The organism is Bradyrhizobium sp. 604_D8_N2_3, from assembly GCF_051810765.1.
Taxonomy (GTDB): domain Bacteria; phylum Pseudomonadota; class Alphaproteobacteria; order Rhizobiales; family Xanthobacteraceae; genus Bradyrhizobium; species Bradyrhizobium barranii.
Map to the genome: position 1 here is coordinate 243,819 of NZ_JBPWPM010000002.1, position 21,582 is coordinate 265,400.

Genomic DNA, 21,582 nt, shown 5'->3' on the forward strand with positions numbered 1-21,582 from the left:
CGGAACAATCAAAAGGACAGTCGGTACAGATCTCCGCCGTTGAAGACGGAAATCGTAAACAGAGTGAATCGACATGCCGTATGTCGAAACCGAAGACGGTACCCAGATTTTCTATAAGGACTGGGGTCAAGGAAAGCCTATCGTCATTCATCATGGCTGGCCATTGAGCGCCGATGACTGGGATACGCAAATGCTGTTTTTTGTCCAGCGGGGATACCGAGTCATCCGTGGCCATGGGCGTTCAGGCCAGGTTTCGGACGGCCACGATATGGATCACTACGCTGCAGACGCGGCCGCAGTTGTAGACCATCTGGCTCTGCGCGATGCCGTCCACATTGGGCATTCCACCGGAGGAGGAGAGGTGACGCGCTACGTTGCGCGCCATGGCAAGGGTAGGGTCGCCAAGGCGGTATTGATGTCGGCCGTGCTACCGATCATGGTGGAAACGCCGAACAACTCGGATGGTCTGCCCATCGAAGTATTCGATGGGCTGCGCGCGGGCCTCACGGATAATCGCGCCCAGTTCTATCGCGACGTCGCGTCCGGTCCGTTTTACGGGTTCAATCGGCCCGGCGCGAAACCGCTGGAGGGCGTCATCGCGAATTGGTGGCGCCAAGGCATGATGGGGGGCTAAGGCGCATTACGAGGGCATCAAGGCCTATTCCGAAACTGACTTCACCGAGGACCTGAAGGTCATCGCAGTGCCAACGCTCGTGATGCACGGAGACGACGATCAGATCGTGCCATACAATGACGCTGCCCTGTTCTCGGCGAAGCGCCGTAACCGCGCGACGCTGAACATCTCTCCCGGGTTCCCCCATGGAATGCTCACCACCCATGCTGATGTGATCAATCAGGATCTTCTGGCGTTCATCGAGGCATAAAACTAGGCGCGCCAAGGAGCAGCAGCGCAGCAAGGACGACCGCCACCCTGGAAACCATCCAATCTATCAGAGGAGTCTCCGATGTCCGTGCGCACCCCGCAGACACTGTCACGACGCAGCTTTTGCATATGCTGCGCCGTCGCCGCCGGTCTCGGTACGAATCGTGACTGGTTGAAGCCCGCCGAAGCGTTCGCCGAAGCACGCAACATCGTCGATACGATCCGTGACTCCGCCGCGACGATGCCCATCGAGATTCACAAGCTGCGCGGCAATGTCGCGGTCATCGAGGGCTCTGGCGGCAACATCGCCGTTCTGACAGGCGGAGACGGCAAGCTGTTCGTCGACGCCGGCATTACCGCTACCCGCCCGCGCATCCTGGAGGCTGTCAACAGCCTTAGCCGCGATCCCATCAAGCATCTTATCAACACTCACTGGCACTTCGACCACACGGACGGCAATCAGTGGCTAAGTGAGGAAGGCGCTGCCATTCTGGCTCACGAGAACACGCACAAGCATCTGCTTTCCACCCAGAGAGTCGCGGACTGGGACTACACGTTCCCTTCGCCGCCCTTGGCCGCGGTGCCGACCGAGGTGTTCTCTTCGGACAAGCGCATCACCATCAACCGCTCGACCCTCAATTTGAAGCACTATGGCCCCGCGCATACGGACAGCGACATCTCGGTCAGCTTCGCCGAGGCGGAAATCCTCCATTGCGGGGACACCTATTGGAACGGCATCTATCCGTTCATCGACTATTCGACCGGCGGCAACATCGACGGGATGATCAAGGCGGCTCAGCAGAACATCGCCGCCGCCGGAAGCAAAACCATCGTCATCCCCGGCCACAACCTGCCCAACCGTGCCAGTGCCGTGAGCAACAAGGACGAGCTGATCGCCTATCGCGACATGCTCGTCGCCATCCGGGATCAAGTCGCAATGCTCAAGCGCTCGGGCCGCTCGCTCGATGAGACCATCGCGGCCAAGCCAACCGAACAATTCGACGCGAAATGGGGCCAGTTCCTGATCACGCCCGCCTTGTTCACCAGGCTGGTCTATGAGGGCGTCTGATACCCTCAGCGCGAGCGCCCACGCTATCGCCTTCGCTTCCGAGGAAGCGCAACAATTCAAACCTGACAGGAGCCTTGACATGTCCGTGCCCGAAAAGCCGCTTCACATCGACATCCCGGTCAAGCTGTCGGATGTGAAGATCGTATTCAGCATCGGCGCCCTACAGTTCGAGGGAGACCTTCCGGCTTCGATCTTTCACATGCAGCTCATTAAGAACGACATCGCGGGTTGGAGCGCGACCTCGGAGATTGTCGCAGTCTTCCATACGAATGCTGGGCATGTGACTCTGCACGACACGGCGTATAACGCGGATCGCAACATTGCGACGGGCAATCCCTACAAGGATCTCATTTCCGGTCTGCAGAAGCGCGGCGTGAAGGTTGAGCTTTGCGGCGCGACCGCAAAGGCCCACGGTTGGGGAAACGAGGACTTGCTTGCGGACATCAAGGTCAATACGGATGCTATGGCGAGAACGTCACAGCTCGTCCAGCAAGGATTCGTGAAGATCACGGAGTAAGAAGCAAAGATCGATGTGAGCACAACTCCGCGACCCCGCAAACCAATGCCTTCAGAACTAGTCACGTGAATCTAAAAGTCGCCACATAAAGTCTGCTAGGCATTGTGGCAGAAGCGTTAGACGGAAGCCAAAATCTGGTCTGCGGACTTGGTCCATTTGAAGTGTGAACACCTCGCTGGATCTGCTTTCTGGTGAGCTCAGCGAACCAGCGCTCGACCTGATTGATCCATGACGCGGAAGTCGGCGTGAAATGGACGTGATAATGCGGCCGGCGGGCGAGCCACGCTTTGATCTTAGGCGTCTTGTGGGTGGCGTAGTTACCCATGACGATGGACATCGAGCCCTTCAGGGATTTGAGCGTCGATCTCTTTGAGGAACTTCAAGAACTCAACTGCCCGGTGGCGCTTGTAGCATTTGCCTATGACGAACCCCGAGGCGACATCGAGCGCGGCAAACAGCGAGGTCGTACCATGCCGCACATAGCTGTGCGTGCGACGTTCCGGTACGCCAGGCATCATTGGCAAGACCGGTTGCTCGCGATCAAGTGCCTGGATCTGACTTTTCTCATCGATGGTGAGGACAAGGGCTCGGTTCGGCGGGGACAGGTAAAGGCCGACGATATCGCGTACCTTGTCGACGAACAGCGGATCGCTCGACAGCTTGAATGTCTGGCTACGGTGCGGCTGCAGGCCGAACGCCGTCCACATTCGGCGGATCGTGGTGTGAGAAAAGCCAGTTTCCGCAGCCATCGAGCGGATCAACCAGTGCGTCGCGTCGCGCGGCGTCGTACGCAATGTCCGCTCGATTACCTCAGCAACCTGATCGTCGTCGATGGTTCGAGGGCGGCCAGGGCGGGCTTCGTCAAGCAGGCCAAGCGATCCTTCAAAAATCGGCGGCGCCACTTGCCAACGGTGTGTTCATGGATGCCAAGTTCGGCAGCCACCGACTTGCTTGGCAAGCCATCCACCGCAGGATCGCGCGGCAGCGCTCAGATAGCGATCGGGCAACGCGATGACGACGAACTTGCCTCTCCAAGTACGCCCGCTCCCGCGGACTAAGCACCGACGGCGCGATCGGCCGGCCTCGCTCACCATTCGCCACGAGCTCTCTCCTCTGTAGAGAATCGAGCTATCAACTAATGTGACGAACTTGCGTTACAGATGACTAGATGCGACGCGCGGCCATTTGCGTCGCTGGCATTGCTGAATGCAGGCCAGGCGATGGCATCAAGACTGTCCCCTCCCAACCAATGATCAATGGAACAGGCATCATGATGATGCACAGACGCACTTTTTACACCGCTAAGGCGCAGTAGCTTCGCTGATCTCCACTCGCGGCATGGCCGCAGATGCCTCCGCCGAAGGCCCGCGCCGTCGCGCTCGTGCGGGGCTCTTCGCCGGCGGGGCGTGCTCGTTCGAAGTCATCGCCCCACTGAAGGCACAAGGGCTTCAATGCTACCTCCGTGCAAAATCCGCTGGCCATGCTGCCTGAAGCAGTCGCTTTGGCAGAGCGCGTGCTGGCACGGCAAGACGGCCGACGGTCCTGGTAGGTCATTCCTTTTCTGGCATGATCGTCACCGAAGCGGGGGTGCATACGGCCCGCATTGTCTTTGACGCGTGGATCGAACCATGGCATGCGATGAAGACGCGCCGCGCCGTTGCAGCGTGATGGTGATGTTGTTATTCGGTTCGTGGAAGCCATCTAGATTCTGAATGTCGTCCCCGGGGCATGCCTCGCCGCTCGACGATGAGTATATTCGAGGCGAGCTTGCCATGGGGCACCGCGTGAGAAGCTCACGCCTGGCCTCTGCCGCCAACCTACCAACGAAAACGTATTAGCATCGCAGGTAGCATCGTTCGCTGAGGGCGCTGGTGCATCTCTTACCTAGGCCGAGGAAAAGTGGCAGGAGAGCTCGCCGATCCGCGCGCCGAAACGGCCGATGTGCTGGTCCTCGAGTACTCGCGGGCCGGAGCGGCGGCGCTGCCGGCGCGGAGGGGCGCGCCAGAGGAGACGACGATGCTCGACGGCTGCGAGATGACATAGGGGTCAGAAGTGCCGGCTGAGGGCTTCCGCGATCATGATGGTCGTGATGTTCGTCGGCGCCGAGACGGTGTCCGGCATGATCGACGCGTCGATGACGTGCAGGCCATCCGTTCCACGTACCGCGCCCTTCGCATCGACGACGGCGCCAGGGTCCGCGCGACCGCCCATAGGAACGGACGAGGTCGGGTGAGAATATCCGTCGACAGACGCGATCACCGCCGCCTCCAGCGCGTCGTCATCCTGTACCTCGTTGCCGGGCGTCATCTCGCGTTCGACCACCTCGCTGAACGGCGCCGTTCTTCCGATTTTGCGCGAGAGGCGCACGGCCTCCATCATCCGGCGCAGGTCACTTCGATCTCGGAAGAAGTTGAAGCGGATGAGCGGCATAGCGCGCGGGTCGCGGCTCGCCAGGCGGATTGATCCGCTCGATTCAGGAAGCGTGACCGAGCAGGCAAGGACGATCGCCCCTCCGGTCGGGCTTTGCGCTGGATCGAATATGTGCGTACCGGAAATATGCAGATCAAGTTCGGCGGGCCCAGCCTTGCTGGATCTGGTCCAGATGATGGCGCCCGCGGCCGGCGCCATCGACTTCGCTTCCGGCTTCAGGGCGTAGATGTTGTAGTAGAACGGATGCTCTTTCAGCCGCGCGCCGACCGGGGCATTGACGAGGACGGGAATGCCGAGTTCCTGCAGATGTGAGCGCGGACCGATCCCCGAGCGCATGAGAATCGCAGGGCTACCGTACGCGCCGGCCGACAGGATCACCTGTCCGGCCGCTATCGTATCTTCGTTCGCGAGACGAACGCCGGTCGCCCTGCGGCCGCCGAAGACGACGCTGTCGACCTCGACGCCACCCATGATCGTCAGGTTCGGTCGGCGGCGCACCTCGTCGGTGAGGTAGGCCATACCCGTGTTGATGCGCTTGCCGTCGACCACGTTCAACAGATAAGGTGACACACCGTGTTGCTCCGCTCCGTTGAAGTCGCTTACGCGTGCCAAGCCGCACGCTTCAGCGGCGAGCACAAAGGCTCGCATCGACGGAGTATTCTCTTCCATCGTCCGCTGTCGGATCGGAAAGGAGCCTGAACGCCCGTGCCAGGCATCGTCCCCTGTGGGAGTGTTCTCCATCGCCTTGTAGATCGGCAGAACGTCGTCGAAGGACCAGCCCTCGATCCCGTGCGCACTCCAGCGCGCGAAATCGGACGGTCTGGCGCGCATCGCGACCGCAGCATTGATGGCTGAACTGCCCCCGAGCACCTTGCCGCGAAGCGCCGTCACATCGTGACCGAGTCCGACGTGATCCTGGGTGTGGTAACCCCAGTCGTGCGTCTGGTCGCCCCCGACGCGGTTCGCGTTCGCTATCACGTCCGGATATTCCGTAGGCGCGTATGTCTTACCCGCCTCCAGCAGGAGAACACGCCTCGCGCTGTCCTCGCTCAGGCGGCTCGCGAGCACGGCGCCTGCGGATCCGCCACCTACGATGACGACGTCGGGCGATTTAGGCTCCTTGACCATAACACGTTCCTTTTTCCTGATGGATGACCCCGCGAGGGAATGTCATCGGCCGTCGAAAGCGTCGCGAAGGAATCGGGTTGCGCGATCGAGCGCGACGCGGCTACTTTCGAGATGTGCGACGTCGAGCTGGAAGACGTGATGCATCCCTTCGAATATCTCGAGCTCGACCGAAACTCCGGCCTGCGTCGCACGGTCGGCATATTGCCGGGCGTCGTCGAGCAGGCGCTCATCAGTACCCACCTGAATGAGAAGTGGCGGCAGGCACCGCAGATCGCCGTAAAGGGGCGAGGCGAGGGTATCGCGGGAATCCGCGACGCCGAGGTACTTGTGCGCGCAATCCTTCAGGTATTCGTAGCCGATCAACGGATCAGCGACGGCCGGATTCTTCATCGATGCGCCCGTGAAAGCCAGATCCGACCACGGCGAGAAGACCACGCCTGCGATCGGCGCCGGGCCATGGGGCTTCTTGGTCAACTCTGCCAGCGTCACGAGCGTCAGACCGCCGCCCGCCGAGTCGCCGGCAATCGCTATTCGGTTCAGGCCTTGTGCGACCAGCCATCGCCAGGCCTCTATAGCTGCTTCCGGAGGCGCCGGCACCGTGGCCTCCGGAGCCAGCGGGTAGTCGATGACGAGCGTCGGAATCCGTGCGCGGCTGACGATCTGGCTGACGAAACCCTGGTATGCTCTCGCGGAGCCCTTCACGTATCCGCCGCCATGCAGGAAGAGGATGGCCTCGCCGGCCTCGGCCTGTTGTGGATGAACCCACCACCCCCGCACGCTGCCTTCGTAGACCGCCTCGAGATCAACATCATGGGTCAGGGGGCTGGCAGAAATGAAGGCGTCGTAGATCGCCCTCGGCTCGGCGCTCGCCGTCCCCCAGAAGTCCGCGAAGCGCTCGCGTAAGGCGCGCTCACGGTCACGCTCGTCCGTCGAAATTCGAACGAACTCCGTCTTGCTCTGCTGATAATTCCTCAATCCGGGAGCTGACATCATTAATTTCCTCTCCAGAAGCTTAAACACGTAGCAAGGGGGCATTTGGGAGAAGTGGCAGGTCGGGATGCGGCCGAGCTTGCCGTCGGCGCAGGAGGCGGACATCCCGTGCGCGTCACAAGCGTTCCGCGGTTGTCGGCTCGGATTCCAGCGCGAGGGTCTCAGGTCGGCGCCGTCATCACGAAGTCGTCCGCTATCTACAACGGATCTATCCGCCGATCATCGCTTCCAAGACTTGATCTGCGGTAAGCCGTTTCCGATCGATGCGGGCCGCCGAGACGATCTTGCCCAACGTTTCGGAGAGACACGTCCAGCTCAATTCCGGCAATATGTTCATCGCTCATGCTCCAGACGAATTTCGTCTTCGACACGCATCTAGGAGCAAAGCCCGACAGCTGAACAGATGCCAAATTTGGAACCTAGCGTACGACAGGCTGGACGACCTACATCAGGACGGCTTTCGGAAATTCCGTGACCAGATGATCAAGGAAGGCCCGAACCGACGGCAGCAGTCCCTGCCTGTACGGAATGAGCGCCGTAATCGTGGAGTCGCCGGCGATCCAGTTCGGCAATACCCGCCGCAGGGCTCCGGATTTGACCGCAGTGCGGCAGATGTAACCGGGCAACGCCACGATCCCGAGACCTCTGATTGCTGCTTCCTGGAGCCCGATCTCGTCGTCGCTCAAGAGCCTCGGCGTCAGCGGCATCACGACTTCATTCCTCGCCTGGTTCGCCTGGCGGGCAGGGCGCAATCGCCAGACCGGGTCCACGCCGGGTCTCATCATGAAGAGCGAAGGATGATCGCGGAGATCCTGAGGCTTCTCCGGTTCTCCGTTCGCGGCGAGATAGTCGGATCCTGCGAACAAGAACCAGGGGGCCGGTGCGAGCGTCCGCTTGACAAGGTTGGAATCGGGGAGCGGGCCGGAATGGGCCCTGATGGCGATATCGAAGTTCTCACCAACAATATCGACCGGCCGGTCGATGGCATGCACCACGATGTTCACCTTCGGATACTGTATCAGGAAGTCGCTGATAATGCCGGTCATGGCGAACTGCATGGTCGCCACGCCACCCGTACACCGTATCGTGCCGCTCGGTTCGCTCAGCCGATGCCGGACGGTATTCTCGGCCAGTTCCGCCTCCCGCAGCACCGCGACTGCGTGCCGGTAGAAGTCCTCACCTGCATCGGTCATCCCAAACTTGCGCGACGTCCGGTTGAGCAGCCGTACGCCAAGACTGCCCTCGAGCTGCTGGACGCGGTGACTGAGCGTCGATTTGGGGGTCCGCAGAGTTCGACTCGCGGCCGTGAAGCCGCCCCTGTCGACCACCTGCACGAACAGAAAGAAATCGTTCAGATCCAGCATAGGTCCGTCGTCCAACCATTGGGACGCTGGGTTCGGATTTTGATGACTTTTGGATCGAGCGTCCAGTGGGTAGCTCTAAGTCGTCACTCCAGAGCCGGCTTCGCCCGGTTTGGGAACCGAATAGAACTAACCAGGAGGACCTAATGCCCAGCCGAACCTATGAACCGCTCACCGCTGAGAACGCCGCTCTTGTACTGGTCGATCAGCAAATTGGTCTGATGACCGGGGTCCGGGACATCTCGATCGGGGAGCTCAAGCACAACGTGGTGGCTCTTGCCAAAGCCGCGAGGGCGCTCAAGCTGCCTATCGTCGTCACGACGACCGCGAGCGACAGCATGTGGGGACCGATCTTCCCCGAACTAGTCGAAGCGTTGGCCGGTGTCGAGGTCATCGATCGTCCATGGGTGAACGCCTATGACTGCCACCTCGTCGTCAACGCTATCGCGGCCACCGGGCGGAACAAGCTGATCTTCGCCGGCATCTCTCTTGAAGTGTGCGCGGCCTTCGCGGCGATGACGGCCGTGGCTCGTGGATCGGACGCGTACGTAGCCGTCGATGCTTGCGGAACGTTCAGCGAGACCAAGCGCCAGGCCGGATTGCTGCGCATGATGCAGGCCGGCGTCGTCGTGTCCGATTACGCCACGTTGATGGTCGAGATCCTCAAAGACAACAGCCGGCCGGAGGCCGGCCTCGTGTATGGCGCGCTCGACATGCCTTGGGCAACGCTCGTTGCCCAGTTTGCAGGCGGCATGCGCAAGTGAGCGAAGCCGAGGCGGTTCGACGCGGCTGCAGGTGGCACCTTGAACCGCGTCGAGGCGCTCTGTATGCGGCTCGATCAATGCCGTCGCCTATTCTACCCGCACATTCGAACACATTCAGTCTGAGTTCTTTGGAGTAACCATCATGGAGGCGGCAATTGCGCGATGGCGGGTGCTGGATAAGTCGTCCGGTCCTTTTTCCGAGATCTTCGGCAATATGCCGGCCAGCTATTTCGGAATTGTACTGGGCCTTGCAGGCCTGGGCAATGCTTGGCGGGGAGCCGAGCGGACCTGGCAACTTCCCAAGTTCATCGAGGACTGGATCTACTTGATTGCCGGTGTTGTCTGGGCGGTGCTCGTTGTCATCTACGTGCTCAAGGCGTTGCTCATGCCCGACAAATTGCCGGCGGTGGCCGCGCATTTCCAAGGCTGCTTCATCGGACTCGCAGGTGCAGCGACCATGCTGGTCGCCGGAGGACTGGCTCCGGATGCGGAGACGAGCGCTTGTGTTCTTTTCGGGATCGGCTTCGCTTCCATCCTGTGTTTCGCCCTGCGGCCCACGGCTGCTTATCGCGCTGCTGATATCGGGAAGATGTTTGATGTGCTGCAACGGAGGAGCTGCGGCCACCAAGAGCGCGCCGTGGAAAGCGAGATCGACTAACCCGAAACCCTCGAGGAAACGAGAATTGCCAACCACAAGGACTGTCGTCTTTGTGTTGATCGCAACGACGTCGTTATCAGGAGAGCATGCAATGGCCGCTGATGGATTGATCACGCTGCGCAGCAGCTTTGGCCCAGAGGAAACGATGAGCCGGTTTGAGGCGGAGGTCCGTGCCAAGGCCATGACGATATTTAGCCATATCGACCACACCGCTGGCGCCGCCGCGGTCGGGCTGCCGCTGCGGTCGACGGATCTTCTGATCTTCGGTGCGGCTAAGGTCGGAACTCCGCTGATGCGATCGGCGCAAACAATCGGCATCGACTTGCCGTTGAAGGTGCTGGTCTGGCAGGATGAGGCCGGCAACACCATTCTTTCCTATAATGATCCTGCCTTTGTCGCAGATCGGCATAGTATCGGTGAAACCGCCAAGCCTGTCATCGAAGCGATGACGCGCGTGCTGAAGAAGATGGCCGCAATGTCGACAACGGCTCCGTAAGATCAGCGGGACAGTGGCGAGGCGCGCCCCGGCCTTGGAATCCCCGCGCCAATATCGGATCGCCGCGATTTGACTTGCCGCGATGTCTCTCATCGTCTGAGCGACGCAAAGTGCTAGGATCGAATTTCATAGCCTCACTATCCTCTCGCCTTTCTGTGAATGATTGTGCAGGCGTGCACCCGCACGGACACACGTACGACTCATCACGCCCGTTAGCAGTAAGGCAGAAACGCACAACGAGTTGAGTTCATCGGGTCTTAGCCTCCGCTATCATCCGATTGCGTCGTGGTCTCGGCGACGCTGATATCGGAGATGAATGTGTCGCAAGTCGATTTCGAGGAAGTTTTAAGTCGCGCCGGCATGCAGGCCCGAGGAGGAAATCTGACCCAGGCCCCATGGTCAACCGATGTTGGCAACGTAGCGTGGGCAGGACGAGGTATGGGCATCTTCGTAGTCGATTGGGCGAATTCGAGAACCGTCGAACTGAAGGCGTTGGCAAGGAAGGACGTGATCGTATGTACTGCTGTACTCAATCAGGATGGAGCCTGGACGGACTTCGCCGTCGGCAATAGTCGTTTTGATGCGAAGGGTGCAGATATGACGATGGTCTTCGTGCCGCAACACGAGCGCTTCCAATTTGCAACGAGTGTTTCGCGAGGTCTCAAGGCCGTTACTGTCGTCGTCAACCTGATGGCCATGATGAAAGCTCGTGGCCTTCCTGCTGCGACATTGCCGGACTCGCTTCTGCGCATGATCCGAGGGCGGAAGATCGCGATGGAGACGCTCGACTCCGGTCATTTTGGCGCGATCGCAAGGGACGTTGCTGCCCGACGTGCCATGTTTCCGTCTCTCGCGACGCTCTATTATGAGGCCAAGACGTTTGAGCTGGTTTCCGCTCTGTTGAGCGAGGTCTCCCGACGCGATGCTTTGCGCGCGGGTGCCTTCGATCCGGGCATTCTTGATCGGTTGGGCTTGGTGAAGCAGATCATCGACCGGGAGCCGCATCGCATTTTGGATGTTGATGATCTCGCGCGCGTTGCCGCCATGAATCGAACCAAGCTCCGATCCGCCTTCAAGCAGGTCTACGGCACGACACTATCCGGACATCGCACAACACTCATGCTGCAACGGGCCGACTGTGCTCTCAAAGAAGCAGGAGTAAGCGTTAAACAGGCGGCCCGCCATGCGGGCTACAGTACGACTTCCAGTTTCATCGTCGCCTATAAGCGGCAATACGGAGTTTGCCCAGGAATCGTCCTGCCAGATTGAATACTGGGTCGCGAAAGGCTGCGGCGCCAACGATCCATCCTGCGATCTTCGACACCGTCTTCCGGTATTTCTCGACCGTCGTACAATCACAGCCGGGAGTTCGAAGTATGGTGCAGAGTGTTAGTCGATCTGAACAATCGGTGCACGATCTACAAACCCAAATGCAAGGCCGGGTCATCGCGCGAGGAGACGAGGGCTACGACAGCGCTAGACGGGTATGGAACGGCGCGGTGGATCACTATCCGGTTGCGATTGCCCTCTGCGAAAGCGTGGAAGACGTGCAAGCGGCCGTGCGAACAGCGCGTGCCCATAACATGCCAGTATCGGTTCGTAGTGGTGGATACGACGTTACCGGTCGTTCGGTCCGGTCGGAAGCAGTCGTCATCGACCTGTCTCAGCTGAACCACGTCCATATCGAGGGGCAAATCGCGACTATTGCCGGGGGCACCACGGCCGCCAAAGTTATCGCTGCCGCGACCGCGAGCAACCTCATTGCCGTCACGGGCTGGAACGGTTTGCCGGGAATGACCGGATTGACGACCGTCGGCGGTTATGGCCCTCTGATTGCAAGCCACGGACTGGCGTTGGACAACCTGACTGGCGCCGAACTTGTCATTGCCGACGGGCGACGTCTCACCGTCGATCACGATGAAAACCCGGACCTGCTTTGGGCCCTTAAGGGCGGTGGAGGCAATTTCGGCGTAGTCACGTCGATGAAAGTCCGCTTGCACCGCGCTCGCCGGGTTCTGGGCGGCATGATTTTGTTTCCATGGGGTGAAGCCGAGACAGTGCTGGGCCGGTATGCCAAGGCAATAGCATCTGCCGACATCAAACTGTCAGTCGTTATCGGGTTCATTTCTCTACCGGACGGCAGCCCGGCGCTATTCTTGGCGCCAGCGTGGACGGGGGAGATATCCGACGGTGAAATCGCAATGGAGGTTCTGAAGCGCTGCGGTAAGCCCATGCACGTGCAGATCGCTTCAATGAGCTATCAGGATTTAATTCAGAGCTTTGATGCGCGTGTGGAGAACGACCGGTGCTATGCAGTCGAGAGCCGCTGGATTCCGAAACTCAATCCAGAGACGGTCTCTGCGTTGATTGCAGGTGGCACCAGTCGAACGTCGCCATTCTCGACCATCGTCCTTCAGCATTTCCGTGGCCTTCCCACGCAAATCCCGCCGGACAACACCGCCTTTGGACTGCGACGTGAACATGTCATGGTTGAGATCATAGCGTGTTGGGACCCTGCTACTGGTGACGGCTCCGTCCACAAACGCTGGGCACGCGATCTTAGTCAGAAGTTAGCTCCGATGTCGTTGCCGGGCGGCTATCCCAACCTTCTGGGCCCGCAGGCTCAGGACCAAATCGCTCACGCTTACGGCAACAACCTCACGAGACTTCAGGCGGTGAAGCGTCGTTTCGATCCGGATAACTTCTTCTCAGCGACGCCTCTAACCGTCTGATCGAGGCGGCGACGTTGTGGTGGCGGCCGAAGACGGGCTCACAGAGCCCTTATTTCCGAGCGGCGAAGGCGACGAAATCGCGACCGTGAGCGGGCTGTCGGGCTCGAACTGTGCTTTCGCGATCGAACACTCGAACTAAGGAGACTGATGGTGGAGAATTTTGCGGCGACGGGGTCGGGGAGCCTGCATGGCGCAGCGCTCCCGGTCCTCACCCTCAAGCAACTGGATGTGGATCCGCATGGTGTCTTCCGCCAGTACCGAAAGGATCACGCTGTCGTGCTGCACGAGACTGGCGGATATTTCGTCTTGCGTTTTGCCGACGTCGACCGGTTGGGAAAGGATCCGCGAGCCGGCGCGAGCGGAACGAGCTTTCCGGAGGCTTTGGGCGTCAGCAGCGGAGCGATATTCGATCTCTTCACATATAGCATGATAACAGCCGACGGTGATGTCCATCGGCGTCGCCGCGCGCCATTTTCGAGACTATTTGCCCCCCGCACAATCAATGAGATGCGTAAGAGCATTCGCCGTACGGCAGATGATCTCATTGGCGAGCGTTACGGGCGGGGCGAGATGGACTTCTTCGGCGAGTTCGCCTCCGAAATGCCTGCCCGCATGATTGCCGACCTTTTGGGACTTCCGAGGCAGGACATTCCGAAATTCACCCTGCTGGTCTATGAGGTGACGAAAATCTTCAGCTTCGGATTGAAACCGGACGAGCTCGGTGAGATCGAGAATGCCATACGGCAGTTGCGTGACTATGTAGACAAGGTTCTCGGGGAACGTCGCCGCAGGCCACGCGACGATTTCCTGTCGGCGTTCCTGGCTGCAGCTACCGAAGCCGGGGAGCTGTCGCCAGAGGAGATGCTTTACCAGGTTATGCCGCTGATCATCGGCAGTGCCGATACGACGCGGGTGGCGATCACGATGCAACTCGCCCTACTGCTTCAGCATCGCGAGCAGTGGGCAGCGGTCTGTGATGATCCTTCATTGGTTCCGGCTGCCGTCACTGAAGCAATGCGGTTTGAGCCTAGCGCTGCCGGGACCGCGAGGCTTGCGCGCGAGAATATCGACGTTGGCGGGAGTGTAATACCGGCCGGTCAACTTGTAGTGCTTTCGATCATGTCGGCGATGCGGGACGAAACTGCCTACCGCAGTCCTGACACGTTCGACATTCGTCGTACCGATCAACCGCGATTGCATCCGATCTTTGGCTTCGGCGCACACCGTTGTATCGGCGAGGCACTCGCGCGCGCCGAACTTGAGGAAAGCCTGAGCGTGATCACCGCTCGAATTCCGCAACTCCACCTGGATGCGGCGCCGAAGATCAAGGGCCATTACGGGGTTCGTCGCATCGATGCTGCCATGCGAGTCTTCTGGAAGCCGTGACTTCGCCCGGCGCAGGGTGCTATTCGGCAGTGCCACCAGAGGTGTCGTGCGAAACGGAAGAAGCGAAGAAATGAAGAGGCGTGCTTAGATGCGGGGATTGATCAATGGCGAAATTGAGGTTCGGCGCTTTCCTTGCGCCTCATCATCCCGTGGGCGAGCATCCAACGTTGCAGCGCGATTTTGGCCCAGACGAATTTTGGAGAGGAGAACACCATTTCTTTTGGGATGGGAGACGATCGGATCGCCTGAGCTGTTCCTTGCGGCGGCAGGAGAACGAATACAGCGCATTAGGCATCGGTGCTGGCGAGGTATCTGCCATATCACCATCCGTTCGCGTTGCTGATCGCATGGTGCAACTCGATCACCTGACGAACGGTCGAGTCATCTTTGGCTCGGGGCCAGGCGCTCTGACCGCATACGCTCGAGCATTTGGCATCGACCCTACGCTCCTTCGTGGACGACAAGACGAGGCCCTTGGCGTCATTATTCGCCTCCTGAATGGCGAGCATTTCAAAAGATCCCGCGAAGCCCAGTTGTTTGACGTGTGCGGTCGGCATCTGATGCTCGCTCTCCCGTCTTTAGGTCTGGGTGAATATCTGCGCGTCAACGATGCCGACGCTTGAGTTCGAGCCGGTCATTCATGTCGATTGCGCATAAGCGGTACTGGCGAGGGGGAGGGGCTCCCCAAATTGAAGGATTTCCGGCCGAGTCGGCGGCTCGGGGGAAATGCTCGCAGAGTGATGATCCTCAGCGCTCTGAGGACAACGCTAGAGGATTGGGGTCGGTCGAGAAGTGACCATTTTATCGCGTTTTTTCTTGCTGGTGGCTGTCGCGCTACTGCCCGCGATCGCAATTCAGGTATACAATGAACTCGATCTCCGTCGTGCGCGCCAGGTCGAAGTGCAGAACCAGGCGCTCAGCCTGGCCAAGCTCGCCGCGGCAGAACAGCAGCAGATCGTACAGGGAATTCGTCAGGTTTTGATCGCGATGTCGGAACTCCCCTCGATAAAAACGAGGGACAGCCAAGCGTGCGACGCTTACCTGGCCGGTATGCAGCGGCGATTTCCAGCCTTCATTACCTTTCTTGTCGCCGACGTGAAAGGCTGGTCTTTCTGTGACACGAACAGTGTCCATAGACCAATTTCCATCGTTGGGCGGGCCTACTTTGCCAGCATGTTGAAGACCGGCAAATTCTCGGTCGGAGAATACTCGGCAGGTCTGTCGACCGGCCGTAAAGTTATTCAGTTTGCGTTGCCCTTCTATGGCGACGATGGTCGGTTGGGCGGGGTCATCGTCGCGGGTCTCAGCCTCGATTGGCTCGCTGACTACATCGCTCAGAAGGGCACCCCCCGCGGAGCCGCACTCGCCATCACGGACCGCAACGGTACCTATCTCGCCCGCTACCCCGCTAACGGCCGGTTCGTCGGCACGAAGATGCCCGGTTACAAATACTTGAACATGGACGACCGGGATGCGGTCGATATCCTCGACGTCGATGGCACGGAGCGGATCGAAGGCTACTCGGCCCTGCAGGCCGATTCCGGGGCACTCGTTGTCAGCTTTGGCCTCAACAAGGCGCAGGCCTTCACCGAGATCCAGGATCGCACGCTACGCGACATCCTCCTGATAGCTCTAAGCACCTCGCTGGTGTTGGTCCTCACAACTTTGGGCGCCCGCCGGTTCATCCATCGTCCGCTTGGTGAATTGGCCCCTGCCGCAAACCAATGGCGGCTCGGCGAATATTCGCGGCGCGTGGACATCCGGGACAAATCCGAAATCGCCCGGGTCGCCAACGCGTTCAACACCATGGCCGACGCACTGGAGCACCGCGAGCAGGAATTGTCTGAGGCGAAGGAAAAGGCGGAGGATTCCGCGGCCCGGCTCACGATGATCTTTGAGAGTACGACCGACAGCGTGATCACGGTCGATCGGGACTGCCGCATCAGCTTCTTCAACCAGCGGGCCTGGGCGCAGATCGCCGAAGGGGGCGAACTCATCGGCATGGAGCTGCAAGAGGCTTTTCTGGACGCTGCCGGAACGGAAATTATTAGCCGAATTCGAGAAGCCATGTCAGACCAGCGCCCGGCCTCGTTCGAAGAGTTCTGCCCTCGCCGCCGTGTCTGGTACGCGCTCAATGCGTTCCCCTCCAGCGAAGGCCTCGCAATCTTCTTCCGAGACATCACCGAGCACAAGCAGGCCGTGGAGGCGCGCCGCCTGACCGAAGAGCAGCTTCAGCAGAGCCAGAAAATGGAGTCCGTGGGCCAGCTCACGGGCGGCGTCGCACACGACTTCAACAACCTGTTGACGGTGGTCTCCGGAAATCTCGAGCTCATCGAAAATTCGGCGGATATTGGCAGGGTCCGGCAGTTCGCCGCGGCTGCACGGCGTGCCGCTGATCAGGGAGCAGCGCTGACGGCGCGTCTTCTCGCCTTTTCCCGGCGGCAGAAACTGAACCCAAAACTGGTCAGCCCAAACGAGCTGATTTTGAAATTCCAGGGGCTCATCCGCCAGGCGGTCGGTGGTGGATGCGAGCTCAGGCTGCGGACCGATGAGCAACTATGGCTGTGTCACATCGACCCGCCGCTGCTGGAGGCCGCTCTCCTCAACCTGGCCCTGAACGGGCGCGATGCCATGCCGGATGGCGGCGTACTCGAGATCGAGACGCGGAACGTCGTTCTGGACGAGGGAGGTGTGGCCGGGTGTGTGCCCGGACGCTATGTAAGGTTGTCCGTCGCGGACAACGGCTCCGGGATGGCTCCGGAAGTACGAGATCGGGTTTTTGAGCCCTTCTTCACGACCAAGGAAGTCGGCAAGGGTACCGGCCTCGGCCTCAGCATGGTCTATGGCTTCGTCCGGCAATCCGATGGGCATGTAACCATAGAAAGTACGCCCGGCGCGGGAACCACGGTCGCTTTGTATCTGCCTAGAGCCGAGCAAACAGCGGAGGCAGAGATGGAAACCATCCAAACGCAGGCCGTACCGGGAGGCCATGAGCAAATTCTTGTGGTCGAGGACGATGAGGATCTCCTGGAAGTTACATCCGCAATGCTAACCACGTTTGGCTATCGGGTGCTTTGCGCGCGGAATGGTGCGGAGGCCATCCAGATGTTGGAGAATGGCCAACAAGTTGAACTCTTGTTGAGCGATGTCGTGATGCCGAACGGAATGAATGGCGTTGAGCTTGCCCGGCAAGCCAGACAGCGGAACATTAAGGTCCTGCTCACTTCGGGCTACGCGGGGGATGTGTTGGAACGATATCGAGCGGTAGACGAGTTTCCGATCATCGACAAACCTTTCCGCCTGCCAGACCTGGCGCGGCGCCTGCGGTCAATCTTGCAGGAGGCGTAAGATACCCGTGGCCACTTTTGTCTTGTGCGGGAACGCGCCGACACGTTGCAAGGTGCCACAAGCCGGCTTCGCGTTCGGATGTGGCGCCATCGAGCCCGCCTCGGAAAGCACGAAGGTCGTGAAGATGAGTTCTGGCACGCGGCCGAACAAGATTGCGGAACGAGGATAAATCCTCGTACTTACGCACTCCCGAAAACCTTTAATCAGCCGACGGGCGCTCCTGGGGTGATCCAACGCAGCCTTGAAGGACCTCGTGGGAAAGAAATGGTGACGCCCGCGGCCAAGCGGAAAGCTGTCGACCATCGTCGAGACGCCTTCGGGATGAGCGAACGGCGGGCGTGTAAAGCCATCGGCTGCTGTCGCATGACCATGAGATACCAAACGACCCGGGCGGACGATGCCGGCCTTCGCCAACGCATGAGGGCGATCGCCGAGGAGCGCCGCCGCTTTGGCTATCGGCGCTCCACGTTCTGCTCAAGCGGGAGGGCTATGTGATCAACCACAAGAAGCTGTTCGGGCTCTACCGGGAAGAGAAGCTTGCGGTGCGTCGCCGTGGCGGCCGCAGCGGGCGATCGGGACCCGGGCGCCGATGACGGTGCCGATGGCGCCGACCGACCGCTGGTCGCTCGACTTCGTATCGGATCAGCTCACCGATGGTCGCCGCTTCCGTATCCTCACCGTGGTCGACGACTGCACCCGCGAGTGCCTGGCGCTGGTGGCCGACACCTCGCTCTCGGCACCCGGGTGGCGCGGGAGCTGGACCGGCTGATGATTGAGCGCAGCAAGCCGAAGATGGTGGTCAGCGACAACGGCAGCGAGCTCACCAGCAACGCCATCCTGACATGGGCTGATCAAAGCCGCGTGGCATGGCGCTACACCGCGCCGGGCAAGCCCATGCAGAATGCCTTCATCGAAAGCTTCAACGGCCGGCTGCGCGATGAACTATTGAACGAAACGCTGTTCACGTCGTAGGCCCAGGCCCGCGTCGCGCTCGGATGCTGGCGGGCCGATTACAACGAGGCACGACCACACTCGCAGCTCGGATGGAAGACGCCGTCCGAGTTCGCCTTCAGCTGCCATCCGCGCCAGGAGCTGGCGCTGCGCTATGCCGAGGGCTCCGCGCCAGCTCGCGCCGCTGCCACCGCCCAACCGGGCAAATCCAACAGCCGGGGCGAACTCAGGACTGGATAAAACTTGATGTGGTGGAACGGCCCGCTCCAACAGATGTATCGGGCATACGAAACCTCCGAAAATGTTCCAGAAACGAACGCGGTGCCGGCCCGAAGGTTGCAATATCGACGGGTGATGGACACGGAGGCTTCTCGGATGTCACGAGCGCGCCGGGCTTTCCAGGATACCCGCAAGGCTGGGCGCATTGTGGAACTGTTCAGCAGATCGATCGCAGTTCGCACTTGCTCCGGGAAGCTCAGAGTGAGCTGAGCGCTGACTACGCGCCGCTTGTCGGTCCGACTTTAGAATCTCTCTCGTGCGGTGTAAGTCACCGCTTCGATCTTGTTGCCATCAAGGTCGCGAACAAATGCGCCATAGTAGTTGGCATTGTAATTCTCCCGAATACCGGGGGCCCCTTCGTCGACGCCGCCGTTCGCCAGGGCGGACGAGTGAAAGCGTCTGACCGTCTCGCGATCCGGCGCCTGAAAAGCTACGTGAACGCCATTTCCGACGGTTGCCGGCTGCCCGTCTGTGGGAGTTTCAATGCTGAAAATGATGTCGGAGGCGCCGTAGTGGAGCGAACGTTCCGAGTGCTTAAGGAGCCGCAGTCCAATGAGGGACATGAGCGGATCGTAGAAGGCCCTAGCGCGCTTGACGTCATTGCTGCCGAGAGAAACGTGATGGATCATCTGGTCACCACTTGAGGCAATACCGTTTCAATCTATCAGTTGTGATCTTCGCGGCATAGTTGATGCGGCGGAGCTCGGCTTCATCCTTGGCGATCACATTAAGTCGCCAGCCCATGTCGCTGTCCTCTTCTGCGCCGCATTCGATCTCGACGGACACAACATGCTCCCCACCTGGAAAGCTGCGGATCTCCTGAAGCGCGACAAGCTCGAGATCTTTCCTCAAGATCGCTGTTCTGGCCACCGCAATACTCCCTTCGCCGCATCAAGCGACACTCTGCGACGATCATCGGCCCAACATGAGTCGGACGGAGATGTTCCTCCATAGCGTGCAAACCAAGACCCAATCGTCTCAATCGCGATTGCGCGGCTCCCAGGTTCGAGCCCTGGTGCGCCCACCAAGTTCGCTAAATTTCACAGTGGTCTTCTTGGAATGTCCTCGCAAGGATAAGTACAAATTTCGCTGGGTCACTTTGGGGTCACAAAGCGATCGCGCATGGCCCGTCGCTCTGTACGCTTGCGCGCGATGGCGGCGCTCTGTCGGCAGAGTGCCGCGCTTCATCCTGACAGAAGCTGGAAACTGCTCACCGAGACAGAATACTGGGAGCATTTGGCGCCGACTCCTCTCCCGACCGACATTGAAGGCTGCTTCACGCCTGGTCAGCATGACTTAGCTGCTGCCTAGCGCTCACCATTTGTCGTTTCGAAAATCGGATTGGGGTAAATGAGTATTCTTTGGGGCCAGCTAGCTTCCCATACATTTCGCCTGCACACCTCCAACGATGAACGCCCGCAGCTCGAGCTCAAATTGCGGAAATTGGCTGAACACGTTTACGACGATCATTGCCTGCGGCTCGGTGCGTTGAAGGGGACAGACTCAAAATAGCCAAAACAGACTCGGATAGAGAGAAGGTTCACCGTGCCAGCTTCCTCCAAATTATAGGAATATATTCCATAATGAAGGTTATGCGAATAAATAAAGCTTATTGGAATCAATGATTTACGCGTCATCTGCGCCGCGTCAAAAGTCGAGTCCAGCCCCGACCGACCTTCCTTAGGACGCGTTCGTTTGTCTTCGCCGTACAGTGTCCCGCTGGCGCCGGTTTCGGTCGCGCTTGCGCCGAACTAGCGTTATCGAAGGCATCGGTGACAGAGTCGTGGCCAGCGTCGGCTCCTCGACGGCGCGGACGGGAGTTAACTCAGTTGCTTGGGCGGGTGCGGACCGCGCCTCCATAATCTCGAGAACCGAGCGCCCCTTGTCTGTGACACGCCAGCCGCCGTTCATCCGCTTGATGATACCTTTTGATGGAGCTTCTGATCGTGGTCGAGGGAGCATCTCGTCGGCGTGGACTGGGTCGGCGCCTGTGCTCGGTATCAACGGCGACCTGCACGTTGTAGCCGACGACCCCGGAGCCGCGGCCGCTCGTCGCCATCGAACGGCCGTCGGAATCGGTCAGCGAGATTTGCTGGTCAGGCGAAGCGCGCATCTGCTTCTCGTAGACGGCAAGCTTGCCCATTTCGTCCTTCAGCTTCGTCAGCTTCTCCTTAAGCCTCGACACCTTTGCAGCCAGCGCCTCCGTCGGCTCTTGCCGATCGGCCGTGTCGAGCTGGCTCAAATATCGCGCCACACTCTCCCCAACTGGGCACGCCGCCGCTCCACCTTTGCCCGCGTAAAGTTCTTGTCCCGGTTGTTGACGGCCTTGAACTTGCTGCCATCGATGGCGACGCTCGCCGTGGCGAGAAGGCCCATCTCACGGCAAAGCTCGACGAAGCGCGCGCAGACCTTGCGCAGCGCCAAGCCGTTGTCCTTGCGGAAGTCCGCGATCGTCTTGTGATCTGGAGCAAGCCGACCCAACAGCCACATCACCTCGACATTGCGTCCGGCCTCTTCCATTGCCCACGATCCGCCTCTTCAACGAAGCGCCTCATCGATTCCTCCCGCAGAATCACGAGAGAATCCTAAC

15 protein-coding genes and 5 pseudogenes are annotated in these 21,582 nt (G+C 59.8%); 13 read left to right on the forward strand and 7 right to left on the reverse strand.

The window, feature by feature from the left end; genetic code table 11:
• The first annotated feature begins 73 nt into the window (after positions 1-73).
• From AB7245_RS45975 to AB7245_RS45985, 3 genes and pseudogenes are all read left to right on the forward strand, one after another.
• A pseudogene (locus tag AB7245_RS45975) lies at positions 74-884 on the forward strand (alpha/beta fold hydrolase).
• 81 nt (positions 885-965) lie between these two features.
• Positions 966-1,952: an MBL fold metallo-hydrolase gene (locus tag AB7245_RS45980; protein ID WP_439035928.1), complete on the forward strand. Its 987-nt coding sequence runs from the start codon at positions 966-968 to the stop codon at positions 1,950-1,952.
• A gap of 79 nt (positions 1,953-2,031) precedes the next feature.
• Positions 2,032-2,469, forward strand: coding sequence for a DsrE family protein (locus AB7245_RS45985; RefSeq protein WP_439035929.1), 438 nt, complete (start codon positions 2,032-2,034; stop codon positions 2,467-2,469).
• 116 nt (positions 2,470-2,585) lie between these two features.
• On the opposite strand, the pseudogene AB7245_RS45990 reads toward AB7245_RS45985, so the two are convergent.
• Positions 2,586-3,570: pseudogene (locus AB7245_RS45990) on the reverse strand (IS630 family transposase).
• 169 nt (positions 3,571-3,739) lie between these two features.
• Between AB7245_RS45990 and AB7245_RS45995 the strand changes: the two are divergent.
• Positions 3,740-4,062: pseudogene (locus AB7245_RS45995) on the forward strand (alpha/beta hydrolase); the annotation flags it as partial.
• Between the two features lie 453 nt (positions 4,063-4,515).
• On the opposite strand, the gene AB7245_RS46000 reads toward AB7245_RS45995, so the two are convergent.
• From AB7245_RS46000 to AB7245_RS46010, 3 genes are all read right to left on the reverse strand, one after another.
• On the reverse strand, positions 4,516-6,027 hold the full coding sequence (locus tag AB7245_RS46000; protein WP_439035930.1) for a GMC family oxidoreductase: 1,512 nt from the start codon (positions 6,025-6,027) through the stop codon (positions 4,516-4,518).
• 42 nt (positions 6,028-6,069) lie between these two features.
• Complete coding sequence (locus AB7245_RS46005) at positions 6,070-7,020, reverse strand: alpha/beta hydrolase (RefSeq protein ID WP_439035931.1); 951 nt, start codon at positions 7,018-7,020, stop codon at positions 6,070-6,072.
• A 440-nt stretch (positions 7,021-7,460) separates the two neighbouring features.
• Positions 7,461-8,381, reverse strand: a complete 921-nt coding sequence (locus AB7245_RS46010; RefSeq protein WP_439035932.1) for a LysR substrate-binding domain-containing protein — start codon at positions 8,379-8,381, stop codon at positions 7,461-7,463.
• Between the two features lie 143 nt (positions 8,382-8,524).
• On the opposite strand from AB7245_RS46010, the gene AB7245_RS46015 reads away from it, so the two are divergent.
• From AB7245_RS46015 to AB7245_RS46055, 9 genes and pseudogenes are all read left to right on the forward strand, one after another.
• Positions 8,525-9,142 (forward strand): isochorismatase family protein, encoded by a 618-nt coding sequence (locus tag AB7245_RS46015; protein WP_439035933.1) that lies wholly within the window; start codon positions 8,525-8,527, stop codon positions 9,140-9,142.
• Between the two features lie 142 nt (positions 9,143-9,284).
• On the forward strand, positions 9,285-9,800 hold the full coding sequence (locus AB7245_RS46020; protein ID WP_439035934.1) for a hypothetical protein: 516 nt from the start codon (positions 9,285-9,287) through the stop codon (positions 9,798-9,800).
• Between the two features lie 91 nt (positions 9,801-9,891).
• The gene (locus AB7245_RS46025; protein WP_439035935.1) at positions 9,892-10,296 is read left to right on the forward strand and encodes a DUF302 domain-containing protein; all 405 of its coding nucleotides are present in this window, start codon (positions 9,892-9,894) and stop codon (positions 10,294-10,296) included.
• Between the two features lie 318 nt (positions 10,297-10,614).
• Positions 10,615-11,565: a helix-turn-helix transcriptional regulator gene (locus tag AB7245_RS46030; protein WP_439035936.1), complete on the forward strand. Its 951-nt coding sequence runs from the start codon at positions 10,615-10,617 to the stop codon at positions 11,563-11,565.
• Between the two features lie 107 nt (positions 11,566-11,672).
• Entirely contained in the window at positions 11,673-13,028 is a 1,356-nt protein-coding gene (locus AB7245_RS46035) for an FAD-binding oxidoreductase (protein WP_439035937.1), read from the forward strand.
• A 150-nt stretch (positions 13,029-13,178) separates the two neighbouring features.
• Positions 13,179-14,414, forward strand: coding sequence for a cytochrome P450 (locus tag AB7245_RS46040; protein ID WP_439035938.1), 1,236 nt, complete (start codon positions 13,179-13,181; stop codon positions 14,412-14,414).
• Positions 14,415-14,518: 104 nt separating this feature from the next.
• The gene (locus tag AB7245_RS46045; protein WP_439035939.1) at positions 14,519-15,037 is read left to right on the forward strand and encodes an LLM class flavin-dependent oxidoreductase; all 519 of its coding nucleotides are present in this window, start codon (positions 14,519-14,521) and stop codon (positions 15,035-15,037) included.
• Positions 15,038-15,206: 169 nt separating this feature from the next.
• Positions 15,207-17,762 (forward strand): ATP-binding protein, encoded by a 2,556-nt coding sequence (locus AB7245_RS46050; protein ID WP_439035940.1) that lies wholly within the window; start codon positions 15,207-15,209, stop codon positions 17,760-17,762.
• A 232-nt stretch (positions 17,763-17,994) separates the two neighbouring features.
• Positions 17,995-18,953 (forward strand): annotated as a pseudogene (locus AB7245_RS46055) (IS3 family transposase); the annotation flags it as partial.
• 281 nt (positions 18,954-19,234) lie between these two features.
• On the opposite strand, the gene AB7245_RS46060 reads toward AB7245_RS46055, so the two are convergent.
• From AB7245_RS46060 to AB7245_RS46070, 3 genes and pseudogenes are all read right to left on the reverse strand, one after another.
• The gene (locus AB7245_RS46060) at positions 19,235-19,621 is read right to left on the reverse strand and encodes a VOC family protein (RefSeq protein WP_439035941.1); all 387 of its coding nucleotides are present in this window, start codon (positions 19,619-19,621) and stop codon (positions 19,235-19,237) included.
• Positions 19,622-19,625: 4 nt separating this feature from the next.
• Positions 19,626-19,862, reverse strand: coding sequence for a hypothetical protein (locus AB7245_RS46065; RefSeq protein WP_439035942.1), 237 nt, complete (start codon positions 19,860-19,862; stop codon positions 19,626-19,628).
• A 1,120-nt stretch (positions 19,863-20,982) separates the two neighbouring features.
• A pseudogene (locus AB7245_RS46070) lies at positions 20,983-21,506 on the reverse strand (IS5/IS1182 family transposase); the annotation flags it as partial.
• Positions 21,507-21,582: the final 76 nt, after the last annotated feature.

Excerpts from the sequence above, each read along its gene's own strand:
- AB7245_RS45980 (WP_439035928.1), top strand. The coding sequence starts at position 966 with ATGTCCGTGCGCACCCCGCAGACACTGTCACGACGCAGCTTTTGCATA.
- AB7245_RS46025 (WP_439035935.1), top strand. The coding sequence starts at position 9,892 with ATGGCCGCTGATGGATTGATCACGCTGCGCAGCAGCTTTGGCCCAGAG.
- AB7245_RS46015 (WP_439035933.1), top strand. The coding sequence starts at position 8,525 with ATGCCCAGCCGAACCTATGAACCGCTCACCGCTGAGAACGCCGCTCTT.
- AB7245_RS46000 (WP_439035930.1), bottom strand. The coding sequence starts at position 6,027 with ATGGTCAAGGAGCCTAAATCGCCCGACGTCGTCATCGTAGGTGGCGGA.
- AB7245_RS46020 (WP_439035934.1), top strand. The coding sequence starts at position 9,285 with ATGGAGGCGGCAATTGCGCGATGGCGGGTGCTGGATAAGTCGTCCGGT.
- AB7245_RS46060 (WP_439035941.1), bottom strand. The coding sequence starts at position 19,621 with ATGATCCATCACGTTTCTCTCGGCAGCAATGACGTCAAGCGCGCTAGG.
- AB7245_RS46035 (WP_439035937.1), top strand. The coding sequence starts at position 11,673 with ATGGTGCAGAGTGTTAGTCGATCTGAACAATCGGTGCACGATCTACAA.
- AB7245_RS46045 (WP_439035939.1), top strand. The coding sequence starts at position 14,519 with ATGGCGAAATTGAGGTTCGGCGCTTTCCTTGCGCCTCATCATCCCGTG.
- AB7245_RS46010 (WP_439035932.1), bottom strand. The coding sequence starts at position 8,381 with ATGCTGGATCTGAACGATTTCTTTCTGTTCGTGCAGGTGGTCGACAGG.
- AB7245_RS46005 (WP_439035931.1), bottom strand. The coding sequence starts at position 7,020 with ATGATGTCAGCTCCCGGATTGAGGAATTATCAGCAGAGCAAGACGGAG.
- AB7245_RS45985 (WP_439035929.1), top strand. The coding sequence starts at position 2,032 with ATGTCCGTGCCCGAAAAGCCGCTTCACATCGACATCCCGGTCAAGCTG.